Source organism: Duganella aquatilis (assembly GCF_009674565.1).
GTDB lineage: Bacteria > Pseudomonadota > Gammaproteobacteria > Burkholderiales > Burkholderiaceae_D > Rugamonas > Rugamonas aquatilis.
Genome location: NZ_WKJL01000011.1, coordinates 140,507 through 153,860 on the forward strand (window position 1 = coordinate 140,507; position 13,354 = coordinate 153,860).

Annotated in this window: 12 protein-coding genes and 1 pseudogene; 10 read left to right on the forward strand and 3 right to left on the reverse strand. The window is 56.0% G+C overall.

Annotation, left to right across the window (positions count from 1 at the left end):
- The first annotated feature begins 162 nt into the window (after positions 1 to 162).
- The 10 genes and pseudogenes from GJ698_RS16290 to GJ698_RS16330 all read left to right on the forward strand — a co-directional run.
- Positions 163 to 723: a peroxiredoxin gene (locus tag GJ698_RS16290; RefSeq protein WP_154358847.1), complete on the forward strand. Its 561-nt coding sequence runs from the start codon at positions 163 to 165 to the stop codon at positions 721 to 723.
- Positions 724 to 757: 34 nt separating this feature from the next.
- A complete protein-coding gene (locus GJ698_RS16295) occupies positions 758 to 1,993 on the forward strand; it encodes a protein-disulfide reductase DsbD family protein (RefSeq protein WP_154358849.1) in 1,236 nt (411 codons plus the stop codon).
- A gap of 24 nt (positions 1,994 to 2,017) precedes the next feature.
- On the forward strand, positions 2,018 to 2,602 hold the full coding sequence (locus GJ698_RS16300) for a sigma-70 family RNA polymerase sigma factor (protein ID WP_208023832.1): 585 nt from the start codon (positions 2,018 to 2,020) through the stop codon (positions 2,600 to 2,602).
- Positions 2,595 to 3,233 carry an NrsF family protein gene (locus tag GJ698_RS16305; RefSeq protein ID WP_154358851.1) on the forward strand — a complete coding sequence of 213 codons (639 nt, stop codon included), beginning with the start codon at positions 2,595 to 2,597 and terminating at the stop codon, positions 3,231 to 3,233. The genes GJ698_RS16300 and GJ698_RS16305 overlap by 8 nt, the downstream gene beginning before the upstream one ends.
- 48 nt (positions 3,234 to 3,281) lie before the next feature.
- Positions 3,282 to 4,214, forward strand: coding sequence for a sensor domain-containing diguanylate cyclase (locus GJ698_RS16310; protein ID WP_208023833.1), 933 nt, complete (start codon positions 3,282 to 3,284; stop codon positions 4,212 to 4,214).
- Positions 4,215 to 4,236: 22 nt separating this feature from the next.
- Positions 4,237 to 4,578 (forward strand): YciI family protein, encoded by a 342-nt coding sequence (locus GJ698_RS16315; protein WP_154358855.1) that lies wholly within the window; start codon positions 4,237 to 4,239, stop codon positions 4,576 to 4,578.
- A gap of 9 nt (positions 4,579 to 4,587) precedes the next feature.
- Entirely contained in the window at positions 4,588 to 5,328 is a 741-nt protein-coding gene (gene udk / locus GJ698_RS16320) for a uridine kinase (RefSeq protein WP_229260024.1), read from the forward strand.
- Positions 5,329 to 5,519: 191 nt separating this feature from the next.
- Positions 5,520 to 5,720 (forward strand): type II toxin-antitoxin system HicB family antitoxin, encoded by a 201-nt coding sequence (locus GJ698_RS30505; protein ID WP_166454887.1) that lies wholly within the window; start codon positions 5,520 to 5,522, stop codon positions 5,718 to 5,720.
- A gap of 664 nt (positions 5,721 to 6,384) precedes the next feature.
- Complete coding sequence (locus GJ698_RS16325; RefSeq protein ID WP_154358857.1) at positions 6,385 to 6,645, forward strand: YegP family protein; 261 nt, start codon at positions 6,385 to 6,387, stop codon at positions 6,643 to 6,645.
- 331 nt (positions 6,646 to 6,976) lie between these two features.
- Positions 6,977 to 7,189, forward strand: a pseudogene (locus GJ698_RS16330) (helix-turn-helix domain-containing protein); the annotation flags it as partial.
- 753 nt (positions 7,190 to 7,942) lie between these two features.
- Here GJ698_RS16330 and GJ698_RS16335 read toward each other — a convergent pair.
- From GJ698_RS16335 to GJ698_RS16345, 3 genes are all read right to left on the reverse strand, one after another.
- Positions 7,943 to 10,513 carry an SIR2 family NAD-dependent protein deacylase gene (locus tag GJ698_RS16335; RefSeq protein ID WP_154358859.1) on the reverse strand — a complete coding sequence of 857 codons (2,571 nt, stop codon included), beginning with the start codon at positions 10,511 to 10,513 and terminating at the stop codon, positions 7,943 to 7,945.
- Between the two features lie 241 nt (positions 10,514 to 10,754).
- Positions 10,755 to 11,345: a hypothetical protein gene (locus tag GJ698_RS16340; RefSeq protein WP_154358861.1), complete on the reverse strand. Its 591-nt coding sequence runs from the start codon at positions 11,343 to 11,345 to the stop codon at positions 10,755 to 10,757.
- Between the two features lie 577 nt (positions 11,346 to 11,922).
- Positions 11,923 to 13,164 carry a tyrosine-type recombinase/integrase gene (locus GJ698_RS16345; RefSeq protein ID WP_154358863.1) on the reverse strand — a complete coding sequence of 414 codons (1,242 nt, stop codon included), beginning with the start codon at positions 13,162 to 13,164 and terminating at the stop codon, positions 11,923 to 11,925.
- Between the last annotated feature and the right edge of the window lie 190 nt (positions 13,165 to 13,354).

Consider the following 13,354-nt stretch of genomic DNA (forward strand, 5'->3'; position numbering starts at 1 on the left):
GCGCATGATTTTACTACTTTCTTCCGGCCGAACCGTCGAATTCCAGCCACAACACCTTTCAACTATTTTTAAGGTCGACCGCAACTTTCGCCCGCTGCCCGGCGAACTGGCAGGTATGTCCCTCAACCGAGGGGTCAACCACCATCACAAACGGAGATCACCATGACACGATTCGCGACCTTTCTGGGCAAAGCGGTAACCTCAACCGTACTGGCGCTGTCGGCCGCCGCCGCCGTGGCCGCCCTGCCCCAGGGCGCGAAGGCGCCCGATTTCCAGCTGGATGCCGCGCTGGCCGGCAAGCCGATGACCTTCTCGCTGGCCAAGGCGCTGCGCCAAGGGCCGGTGGTGCTGTACTTCTTCCCGGCCGCCTTCACCCAGGGCTGCACGCTGGAAGCGCACGATTTCGCCGAAGCCACGGACGACTTCAAGAAAATGAACGCCACCGTGATCGGCGTGACGGCCGGTAACGCCGACCGCGTCGCCGAGTTCTCGAAACTGGAATGCCGCGACAAGTTTGCCGTCGCCGCCGATCCGGGCGCCAAGGTCGCCGCCGAGTACAAGACGCAATTCCAGACCAAGGACGGCAAAATGCTGTCCGACCGTACCTCGTTCGTCATCGCGCCAGACGGCAAGATCCTGCTGAGCTACACGGACGGCAATCCGGAACTGCACATCCAGAAAACCATGGCCGCCGTCAAGGCATGGCACGCGGCGAACAAATGAAGCACGAGGTCTTGAGCCGTAACGGGAGCGGGCCATGCTGACCCTGCTCGCCGCCGCCTTTCTGGGCGGACTGATTCTTAACCTGATGCCCTGCGTCTTCCCGGTGATCTCGCTGAAGGCCTTCGGCCTCATCCGCCACAGCCAGGACCGGCGCGCGGCGCGGGTGGAAGGACTGGGCTTTCTCGCCGGCGTGGTGGCCACCATGCTGCTGCTGGGCGCCGCGCTGCTGGCGGCGCGCGCCGGCGGTTCCGCTGTCGGCTGGGGTTTCCAGTTGCAGTCGCCGCTGCTGATCGCGGCGCTGGCGCTGATCATGCTCGCCCTGGCGCTGAACATGATGGGCGTGTTCGAGATCGGCCTGGCGGCGCAGCGCATCGGCGGCATGGCCGGCCCGCGCAGTGGACCGCTGGGCGCGGCGCTGACCGGCGCCCTGTCGATCATCGTCGCCACGCCGTGCACCGCGCCATTCATGGCCGGTGCGGTCGGCGCAGCACTGCTGCGTCCGCCCGCCGAGGGCATGGCCATCTTCCTCGCCCTCGCGCTCGGCTTTGCCGCGCCCTTCACCACGGTTGCGCTGGTGCCGGCGTGCGCGCGCCTGCTGCCCAAGCCGGGCGCCTGGATGGCGGTGCTGAAACACGTGCTGGCGTTTCCGATGCTGGCCGCCGCCGCGTGGCTGGCATGGGTGCTGGACCAGCAGGCAGGTTCCAACGCCCTGGGAGCGCTGCTGGCGGCCTCGGTGGTGCTGGCGTTTGCGGCCTGGCTCTACGGCGTGGCACAGCAGCGCCAGCTGTCCGGACTGGGTTACCGGCCGCAACTGGCGTTCGCCCTGCTGCTGGTTGTCGGCATGGCGCTGCCGCTGGCCAATCTGCCGCGGACCAGCGAGCGCGACACGGCAACGGCAACGGCAACCGCGTCGGTCAAGCCCGGCACCTGGACACCGGCGGCGGTGGCGGCGCAACGCGGGCACGGCAAACCCATCTTCGTCAATTTCACCGCATCGTGGTGCATTACCTGCCAGGTGAACGACAAGGCGGCGTTATCCGTCAGCACGGTGAAGGCGGCGATGGCCCAGACCGAAACAATTTACATGATCGCCGACTCAACCAAATATAATCCCGACATTGACCAGGCCATCAACGAGTTCGGTCGAGGCGGGCTGCCGGTGTACGTGGTCTATCCGGCCGACGGCGGCGAGCCCGTGCTCCTGCCCCAGCTGCTCAGTCCGGACATCGTGATCTCTGCTTTGGAGAAGGCCTCGCACAAACACTCCTGACACCACATCAACCGGAAAGCCGATTTGACCGATACATCGCCAACCGAGAACGACACCGCCAGCGCCGCGTGGCCGCTGCTGATGGTGCGCGCTCAGGATGGCGACCAGCGCGCCTATGCCCGGCTGCTGAAGGCGATCGTGCCCGCCGTGCGCGGACTGGTGCGGCGGAAAATCCGCCAGGACGAGGCGCTGGTGGAAGACGTGGTGCAGGACGTGCTGCTGGCCGTGCACCGGGTCCGCCACACCTACGACCCGGACCGGCCGTTCTTGCCGTGGCTGTCCGCGATTGCCTCGGCCCGCGCGATTGACGCCCTGCGCGCGCGCGGCCGCCGCGAATGCTGGGAAGTGATCGACGAGGAAGCCGTGTTCGGCCATGCGGACGAGTCCATTACGCACGGGCAAGAGCAACTGGCCATCCAGCAGCAGGTGGGCAGCCTGTTGAGCCGCCTCCCGGAGCGGCAACGCAATATGGTGGAAATGGTGCACCTGTCCGAAATGAGCCTGGCCGATGCGGCAGCCGCCAGCAGGATGACCTTGTCGGCGGTGAAATCCGTCCTGCATCGCGCCCTGACCACGCTACGCCGAGATAGAAGTACCGACTATGAATAACCACGACGCCCTGATAGAACAGCTTGCCCGCCAGGCCCACCCGGTCAAACGCACCGCGCCGGCCTGGCCGCGCGCGGCCGGCCTGATGCTGCTGGCCCTGCCGAGCGGATTGCTGGCCTCGCTGCTGATGGATCGCGGCACGGCGGACTGGTCGCATCCCGGCGCGCTGTGGGCGGGCTTGTGGATGCTGGTCTCGTTTTGCCTCGGCGCGCTGGCGATCCAGACCGCTTTCGCCCTCAGCATCGCCGGACAGCGCATGACCCACCGGTGCTGGCTGGCCGCCCTGTCCGTCGCCTGGCTGCTGGTCGGGCTGATCGATGCCACGCTGTCGCCGGACCCGGTGGGCCAGCTCGGCGACGGCCAATACTGCTACACCTTCATGCTGCTGGCCGGCGCGCCGATGATCGTGCTGGTGGTGGCCGCGCTGCGCCGCACCCGTTCGCTGCATCCGGCGCGCAGCCTGGCGATCGCCGGCGTGGGCGTTGCGGCCATGTCGCAGATCCTGCTGGGATTCTGCCACCCGGTCGCCGGCGAGCTGGTCGACCTGCTGATGCACCTGGCCGCCGCCCTCACCCTGGTCGCCATCACCGTGCTGGGCGGACGGCGCTGGATCAGGATTTCAACATCGTAGTCACTCCGTGGCAGAATGGTGGCCTTTCCGCCTTTTTCCTTCCGCCCCATGACCTCCTCGCCTCTCGACGCCAGCGTATACCGCACCCTGCTTGAATCCACCCGCGCCATTCCCTGGCAGATCGACTGGGCGACGATGCAATTTACCTACATCGGTCCGCAAATCGAAGAACTGCTGGGCTGGAAACAATCCAGCTGGCTGTCCGTGAACGACTGGGCCGAGCGTATCCACGAGGAAGACCGCCAGAAGACGGTCGACTTCTGCGTTGCCCAGTCGCAAAGCGGCGTCGACCACGAGGCCGACTACCGCGCGCTGACCAACGACGGCGACTACGTCTGGATCCGCGACGTGGTGCACGTCGTGCGCAACGCCGACGGCAGCGTTGCGTCGCTGGTTGGCTTCATGTTCGACATCACCGCACGCAAGCAGGCCGAAGACAAGATCCTGCAACTGCAACGGGAACTGGAAGTGCTGTCCTACCGCGACAGCCTGACCGGCGTCGCCAACCGCCGCATGTTCGACACCCTGTACCCGGTCGAATGGGCCAAGGCGCGCGCCACGGGCGAGCCGCTGTCGCTGGTGGTGATCGACATCGACTACTTCAAACAATACAATGACCACTATGGTCACGTGCAGGGTGACGAATGCCTGCGCCGCGTGGCCCAGGCGCTGGACACCGGCGCGTCCCGCGCGCGCGACCTGTGCGCCCGCTTCGGCGGCGAGGAATTCGTCCTGCTGCTGCCGTCCACGGACGAAGCCGCCGCCCTCAATGTCGCCGAACGTTGCCGCAAGCTGCTGGCGCAGAAGGAGATCCCGCATGCCCGCTCCGGCGTCGGCCGCCAGATCACCACCAGCATGGGTGTCGGCACCATCGTGCCCGGCTCGCAGGACGACCCGAGCGTGTTCCTCGACCGCATCGACCGCCGCCTGTACCAGGCCAAGTCCGCAGGCCGCGACCGGATCTGCGATAGCGAGGCGTGATTATCGATTGAAAGGAAGCGTCATGACCCAGTATCTGGTAGCGATTCACCATCCCGACAACTACGACCCGGCCGCGATGGAGGATGCAGCGATGCATCACGATATCGATGTGCTGAATAACGAGATGGTCGCCGCCGGCGTCAGGGTCTTCGTCGGCGGCCTGCGCCCGGTAAGCAATGCCCGCTCAATCCGCGCGCAGGCGGACGGCAAGGCGACCGTCACCGACGGCCCTTATCTGGAAGCCAAGGAGCACATCGGCGGCTTCTGGGTGCTCGAAGCACAGAGCCTGGATGAGGCTCTGGAATGGGGACGCAAAGCCGCAATCGCCTGCCGCGCCCCGGTCGAAGTGCGGCCGTTCTTTTAATAAAATGGCATGCCACGGAAGGAAGATTTGCCTTGGGTGGCAAGGGCTGAAGCCGCCAATTCCGGGCCTTCCCCTGTCGATTCGGGCGCGATTCCGGTATCATTCGGCATGAATACGATTTCCTTCCAACCGTTTATTATTGGCGTCGCAGGCGGTAGCGGCAGTGGCAAGTCCACTGTGTCCCAGAAAGTGCTCGCTGCGTTTGGCGCAGATATGGTCTCGGTCGTGATGCAGGACGATTACTACCGCGACCAAACCCATCTCAGCCCTGAAGTCCGTCCCCAGCAGAATTACGACCACCCACAGGCCTTCGAATGGTCGTTGCTGGTGCAGCATATCCAGGCGCTGCGCAATGGCGAAACGATCGAAATGCCGGAGTACGACTTCACGCTGCACAACCGCTCCGACCGCACCATCACCGTCAAGCCAGCGCCGGTCATCGTGATCGAAGGCCTGTTTGCCCTGTATGACGCGGACCTGTGCGACATGATGTCGCTGAAAATCTACGTCGACACCGCCTCCGACATCCGCTTCATCCGCCGTATGCAGCGCGACATTACCGAACGCGGCCGCTCGGTGGAGAGCGTCGTCGGCCAGTACCTGGAAACGGTACGCCCGATGCACAAGCAATTCATCGAACCCACCAAGCGCAACGCCGACATCATCATTCCCCACGGCGCCAATGGCCCGGCGGTTGATATGATTACCACCAAGGTGGCGAGCGTTATCGGGCAGGCGAAGCGAAACTGATTTATCGGCACGAGCCCCTGACAACTCCTCCAGTCCTGCCCCTTCCTGTTAGACCTGCAAACACTGCATTCAGCCACATGCGCCAAGGATTTCATCCTTCGGCGCATTTGTCGTTTGACGCCCATCACTGCTACACAAATACGTTCTTGTATGTAGGATCACACTCGGGAATGAGGTAAAGGGAGCAGCAAATGGACATCCCAGTTGTCATTTTCAAAGACGAAGGTAGCGTGTACGGCGTGAACGTACCTGACATTAAAGGCGTTCATTCTTGGAGCGATACCATTGCGGATACGGGGTCAGTGCGGATACGGGGTCAGTGCCGACATTCGGACATTTGTACGCGGATACGGGGTCAGTGCCGACATTCGGACATTTGTGATGGGAAATGATGCCTTTAGGAATTTTGCGCTGCGCGCGGCGCCTCCGGCGCGCCACCGCGCAGCGGTGGCAATCGGGCGATTCGGAGCGGCTCGCCCCGGTAGGGCGATGCTTTCGAACCGGCCGCCTTGGCGACCGCGCAAGGCCCGCAGGGGGGCAGGGAATTCGAAGGGCGCAGCCCTGCGCCTGCGAAACAATCGCGGATGCGACTTGCTTCTCTCCGCCTAGGCACAAAACAAAAAAGTCACCCGAGGGTGGCTTTTTGCGAGAGGAGGGATTCCCTCAGAACACAGCAGTTATGCGGGTTCCAGCCCTAGTGCACTGCCATGCGTAAGACCTTAGTGTAACAGTTCGCCGGGCGTGCCAGCAACTCCCTCGGCGGCGCAGGCGCAGCATGAGCAGCCTATCGGCGGTTCGACTCCCGAAGCCGGATTAGCACTGGATCAATCCTCGGCCACCCTTTATACTGTACAGGCATCCAGTGATGCGATTCTCATTACCAATTGATCTAGATTAATAATTGTACTTCGCAAGCAAGCTGCTACTATGGCTAGTAGCGGTTTGGCTAATTTGCACTGCATCTAGTATCTCACCGTCTCCATCAGGCTCCACCCTGCCAGCACAAGCAGGCGGGTAACTACTGGCCTTCGGGCTAATCGTTATAAAGGAACTGTCATGCACTTCGAGATTTATCAACAGAAACCCGGCCTGTTATCTGCGGGCCTACCGCATCCTGACTACCGATGGCGACTACGGGCAGACAACGGGCGCATCATTGCGGATAGTGGCGAGGGTTACCGGACCAAGAGTGATTGCCAGCACGGGATTGATCTGGTTAGAGGTACGTCTAATGCCACGTCAGTGGTTGACCATACAGCACCTAGCGGATTAATCAGTACCGCCATGCTAGCCGCAGCGTTACGCGTAAAGACCTAGATGCCGGACTACAGGGGCGCGGCCACAGATGGCCCGTGCTGGCTGCGCCTTTCTTCCAACTGCGTGGGCTGTTCCTCTTGAATGCTTCCCCATGAATACCGAGAAGTCCACTGTAGAAGCCGTCGCCGGTAATAGGCGCTCAACGTTGTCGCCAATGCTGCGGCCATCGTTCCCCAAGTATTCCCCGCTATCGGCGCAATGGTCGGCGCAAGCGCGGTCCCGCTACTGTCAGCCGTCCCGTTCCTGTTGCAGACGCTGGCCTCTGGACGGCATGAGCAGCGAATCATGGCCTGCTTTAAGTCCTTGTCGGAGCAAGTAGAAGAACTGCGGCATCAGACGCTGGCACCTTCGTGACCAGATCCCATTACGAGAGATCGCCAGGCGACTGGGAATCTCACGCAATAGCGTCCGACGCTATCTGCGATCGGAAACAACAGAGCCCTTCTATGCGGAGCGGCGCTCTTCCAGTGGATTAGATAAGTATTCGGTCCAACTATCGGCGTGGCTTAAAACCGAAACCACCAAACCGCGTAAGCAGAGACGTGATACGGGGTCAGCGTGATACGGGGTCAGTGCCGACATTCGGACATTTGTGATGGGAAATGATGCCTTTAGGAATTTTGCGCTGCGCGCGGCGCCTTCGGCGCGCCACCGCGCAGCGGTGGTAATCGGACGATTCGGAGCGGCTCGCCCCGGTAGGGGCGATGCCTTCGAATCCCCTGCGCAGAGCGCGCAGGCGCTCTGCTTCTCTCCGCCTAGGCACAAAAACAAAAAAGCCACCCGAGGGTGGCTTTTTGCTTTTGTGTCCTTGGCGAGAGGGGGATTCCCATCATTAAAGAAGTCTGCCAACGCTGGCTTCCTGCTTGAAGAGCATTTGAAAATACCCCCACCCATACCCCAAAAAGTTGTCACTTGATTAATATTTCGTTTTTCTCATCTGGGCCGAATTTAATTTCGGTATAGGTGCTTAACTAGAGAACTTTCATCACATTTGGCATTTCTTCTTATTAAAATCTCTTACATGGAATCCAGTTTCTTTATTCCAACAAAATATATTAAAATGGGAAATATTACCTCAACCAAACTGGCTTGACACTGCTAATCAGATCCCCCCAATTATACCCCCTCCCGAAAATTAATTTCCCACCAGATGCGCGCCCACTCCTTTCATTAGCTCTAAATTACTCAATGAAAATCCGAATGAAGGATTATTAGTTGGGGCCGCTTTCGCCCGTCTCGGACAGTCGTAGAATTCACCTAAATCTACACACTATATTTCTCATTTTCATTAAATATCTCACCTCTGCCCTTCTCGCTTTTCAATTTGCTCTTTCATAGCGTCAAAGAACTGATCCTCAAATGAACCAGCAACTCTAAACCAAGAGTCTTGCTGGTTATTAATACGATTATCAGGGTCTAGTCCTTTTCTCTTTGCAGTGATCATCACTTCATCGACAAATTTATCAACCAATAATGGCATTTCTAATGCGATAGCCTCATCATATCGGCGCAACGCCATGCTAATAAAATATTGGCGCACCTCATTAGATCGGTCTGAAATAGGGGAATCCCAAATTAGATGAGATAGTGATCTAGCATCCGTTGGTGAGCCAATTAGTAGGTCAACTAGCTGAGTTAATCCAACATGACTAATCATATGCTCAGCGAGCCTTTTTTGGTTAGAAGTGGCTACGGCCTCGCGCAAACGTCTATCAGCTGTTACCAAGACAGAACGATGTCCAGCATCAACATCAGAAGCAAGCAGAGAGAGCTGTCTTGCATCGTGTTCGATCAATCGCGCATCTTTATCTGTTTTTATCATAGTCGAATAGGCTTTTTGAAGCTGCAATGATGCCTCTGCCTGAAGACCTGCTGCGATCTTAAAATTTCGTTTTATCACATGAACATCTCTCTCCATGAGCCAGATGCTAAGCTCATCTTCATTTGTATATGGAGCATATTTTTGCAAATACAAATCGAACTCTAGATCAACTCCAGAGTTAACTAGATTTGCATATGCCCCAATAAATACGTTCATATTGGATGAACCCGAGTAAACAGCTTGCCGAATCGAATCATTCCTAAAATGCTCTTTGTTTTCATTGAACTCCTGCAACGCAAGCCGCCGATGGCTTACAACTTCATTTAAGTATTCATAAATAGCAAATACCTTTGTAGTCCCAACTCCGTTGGTTGCCTTACTAAGTGCCGTAATAGTGTCGGAGTAAATCTTATGGTACGTATGACCTTCCACGAATGCGGGCATAATCACATTGGCATCAAGATAGATTCGAGAAGGGAGGGTATTAGTAAACAACAAACTTGATCTTGGAGCTTGGATAGCCAACTCCAAGCCGAAACTTGCCCTACCTAACGCACCGAGAATTTCCGCTTCGGCAGAAGTTGGATTATGTATCAACCTCTCACACACACGAATCATGCGTTGAATATCGTTTGTGGACTGGGTACGGCAAACTGAAAACATCAAATTATCTATATTTAATGCCTTAGGAATCTTGCCAGCAGCGAAAGCCGCTCCTAAGTCCCAACCACGTTGAAGAACTAGTTGAGCGAAGAATTTTTGTAATCCCCCCCTTACATCGACAGTGGCACGATATCCTTCCTCTACAAATGCCCTGTTAAGAACACTTTCGACCAAGATAGCAATATCTTTCTCGAGTTTATTGGCTCCATCTACACTACCTTGCCAGGAGACCTTTTGCTCACCTGCTCTTCGGTGCCATATGCATAATTTCGCATCAACCATTGCGGTTAGCGCCGAAGTAACCAGTTTTTTTGAATCATCCAAACCGAGATTCAAGTCGGCATGAATTTTAGAAACGATTTCTTTGAAGCCGATTGATTTCGGATGAGATTGTTGAATAATCGAACTTACCATCCCTTCGATTACGACTTCCCTAAGAGAATGAATCCCAGCGCCCAAATCCGCTCTTGCATAACATGCAGCCAAATATCGCTTAGCGGCGTCAAACGGTAGCGCTGTGCCAAGTTCAGGCGCAGCTATCGAGACCGGCGGCTTCTGGTTCTGCAGAACTAATACTTCATCAATCAAATTCCACAGTGAATTGTGTGTTTTATCTGTTGCTGTGTGATCATAATATAGGGCTTCGATATTCAGACGATTCAAAAGACCTTTCGTGTCATCATCCGCATCACTTGGCATTAACGCAAGATGGCTCCCCACAGCAAGCGGTCCATAATTTTTGTTGATGGAACGAAGAATTGATAGTATCGCCGGGTCAGCAAAAGAGAAACCCACCATCAACATTTTTCTGTTCTTGAATGCTTGAGTGAGGATGTCTTTGTAATATTCATCCTTTTCCAATTCATCAAACTTGGATTGACTTAAAACAATGGCAGATGGGTCCTCAATTCCTCCATGCACACGACATACAAAGGGAGGTTCAGAGAAAACTGCATTCTTAAAAGAAATATCGCCCCTCTTATAATCTTTTGGCGCGACTCCTTTTATCTTTGCAAAACCATCAAAAAGAAGTCTATCAAAATTTGTTGTGATTGCGCATGTGAATGGAAGTTTGAATATTTCATCAGTTGCCGCCGGATTATCAGGCGTAAGAAGTGCCAAAAGTTGAGTGTAACGTTCTTTATCCGTCACTCCATCAGCCATGAAGAAAAATTCCGCTGCTTTTAAATAATCATACTTTCTAACAAGTTCGATCATTTTTTGCGCAACAAGAGCATCTCGACTATTCAACCACTGAGCAAGTTGATTAAGCAAGGCTCCCCAAGGCGGAACGCCAGCCCTTGCTGATAATCCCGCGGCGGCGAACAATGTCACCTCCACCTCGCCATTCAAAAAGTCGAAAATTCGTTTCGCTGAAGTCATCTTTTATTCGCCTTAAAATAAAACAGTTTCATACTAAAATTACCTACAAAAAAAAACAAAGCACGAAATAATTTCGAGTTTATTATACGACGCAAGAAATAACCTTCTGCGCGATGTCGAGTATGTTTACGGCGCTTTTCAAGCGTTCCATGAAACCCTCATGTAGACAGCGGCTTGATGGGGACTTGCGGCGGCGCGACCGACGGCTATTGGCCGATATCGGTCCATTTAGGCTGCTTAATCATCGCGGGTGTTCATACATGACGTAAGGGATAGCAATCCACTCGTCCATATAGTCTTGGGCTGCTATTATCCGCACGAACGCCCGAACCGGCATTGTCAAATCGCGAAGCAGAACTTTATGCATCTTGAGCAGAGCATCCAACCCAGAGACAAAATAGTCCGGAGTGGTAATGAGTGCCAACTTCAATGCATCATTCTTCAGCGTGAAACAGCCTTGCTCTTCGCCCTGAACGTAGGTTTCGGTTCCAGGCACGCCCTTAGACTGCCTCGCCGTTAAAGTACCAAGGGTGGCGGTCACCCAACCCAACCTTGAACACATATCCTTCTGCAAAAGAGCTGGCTCGATTTCGCCCTCCTGCTGAATCATGGGCATCACAGTGGCCAGCATCTCCAGTGTAGAGATCGGAAACGTACGTGTCTCGATTGCACTCACCTCTGCAGAAAAGACGGGAATCGCCGCTCCCGCCTTTTTTCCTTGCGTTTTGGTGATCTGAGAACTTGGCGACTTGCCGGAAAAGATTTCATACTTTCCTGCCACAAAATCCCTGTCGAGATAAACGAGTGCCGAATGGAGTTCGTTGGTTAGCATAGTTAGCTGCGCCCCGGCTACAGTAAAAATCAGCGGCACCAACGGCGCACGCCAGAGACCAAAACTAATATTAGTTCAATCAAAAAAAGCTTCATTTCAATCGTAAAGCCAAACACTCTATGAAAGGCGGTTATTGGCCCAACTCGGTCCAGTAAGCATATCATCTTGCTTAAAAGGAAAATGCACGAAATATCACCGCCAGCCAGGCAGCCCGACGAGTATTGCCTTAGGCAGTCTCGGCTTGCGCCTTGGCGCGGAGCGACTGGCCCCACAGGGCAGGTTCCCGTTGAGCGCCGCAGGTGCGAATAAGGGAAGTGGAGTTAGCAAACCGCCAGGTTAGCTAACTTCACATATCCTGCCCGCCGTTTCAACGCTATTTTTCCGCCTCTGAATGCAACTGAAGTGAGATTTTCTGCGCTTCCAAACGCCACTAAGTGCGATTTCGGCGCTTCCGAACGCCACTGAACGCCACTCCGCGAAACCAAGCTCAACCACGACGGCATTGCCATGCAAATACTTTCTATTGTTTGCAAAGGCTAAGCGCAGCGGACAATAGTGCGAGCCTTGAAAAGTACCCCTATTTCTGCTGCACATCGGCCGCGACTGAATCGATGTAGTCGGCCCAGTCCTGCATCATCCTGTGACGTTCGGCAAGGAACTGCGCACGGTCGTAGGCGCTGGCAACCTTGTCCTTCGGAGCGTGAGCCAGCTGGCGGTCAACGACTTCGTGTCGATACCCTAGTCGCTCTTTGATTGTGCTCATCGCCAGCGCACGGAAACCGTGCCCGGTCATGCGCCCTTTGTAGCCCATACGCTCAAGCGCCACCAGAAGCGTGTTGTTGCTGATGGGCTTATGGTGGTCGCGCTGGTTCGGGAAAAGATACGTCCCGCCTCCTGTGATGGCGTGGAGTTCGCGTAGCAGATGGCACGCCTGTCGCGAAAGACAAACATGATGGTCGGTCATATCCGGGTTGACTGTCAGCTTCCCGCGCTTCATGCGTTGCCAGGGGATGATCCACTCGCCCTTCTCCAGATTGATCTCGCTCCACGGCGTCTCGATCAATTCGCTTGTCCGCACGAAGACAAGCAGCATCAGGCGTAATGCAATCCGCGTAGGCTGGAACATCCGGGCTTCGTTCCGTTCGAGGACGCCAAGGAATGCAGGGAGTTCGTCTGCATCGATGGCGGCGAAGTGCGAAGCGCGCCGGGTTTTCAGAACGTCTTTCATGTCGACGACCAGGTTGCGATCGGTCAGGCCGCACTGGATCGCGTAGCTAAAGATTTGCGCGCAGACGGCCTTCATGCGGTGGGCGATTTCGGCCGCACCGCGCTGTTCGATCTTGCGCAGGGCGGCAATGACATCGCGGTGCTTCAGTTCTGCAATCGGCAGCTTGCCGATCTGCGGAAAAATGTCAGCTTCAAGCCGTTGAATCATGTTCTTGGACGTGCGCTCACTCCAGGTAGGGACCTTGTTGGCGTACCATTCCCGTGCGATCTTTTCAAAGGTATTAGCGGCCTCTTCAGCTGCGCGGCGCTTGGTAGCGTCGCGTAGCTTGGCTGGGTCAACCCCTTGGAGGATGAGCCGCCGGGCCTCCAGGCGCTTTTCTCGCGCGTTCTGCAGCGTTATTTCGGGATAGGGGCCGAAGGTGAGCACGTTCTCGCTTCCGTTCGCCTGTCGAAATTTCATACGCCAGATACGGGAACCTTTGGGAGTGACCTCCAGGTAAAGCCCGCCGCCATCAAACAGCCGGTAAGCCTTGTCGTGTGGCTTGGCCTTCCTGGCTTGCATCTCGGTCAGCGGTGCGATGATTTTTGGCATGACCAATCTCCTTTGCACTAACGTTAAGTACGTTAGACCGCGCTAAGAGGGTATGGTTTTGGATAAGGGTATGAGGCATCTTTTTTTTACCCTTAAAAGAGTTGGATGCAGCTGGACAGTGGAGGACGCCAGAAAACAAAAAAGCCGCTGTAGCAGGGGCTAAAGCGGCTTTTTCTGGATGATTTCGGAC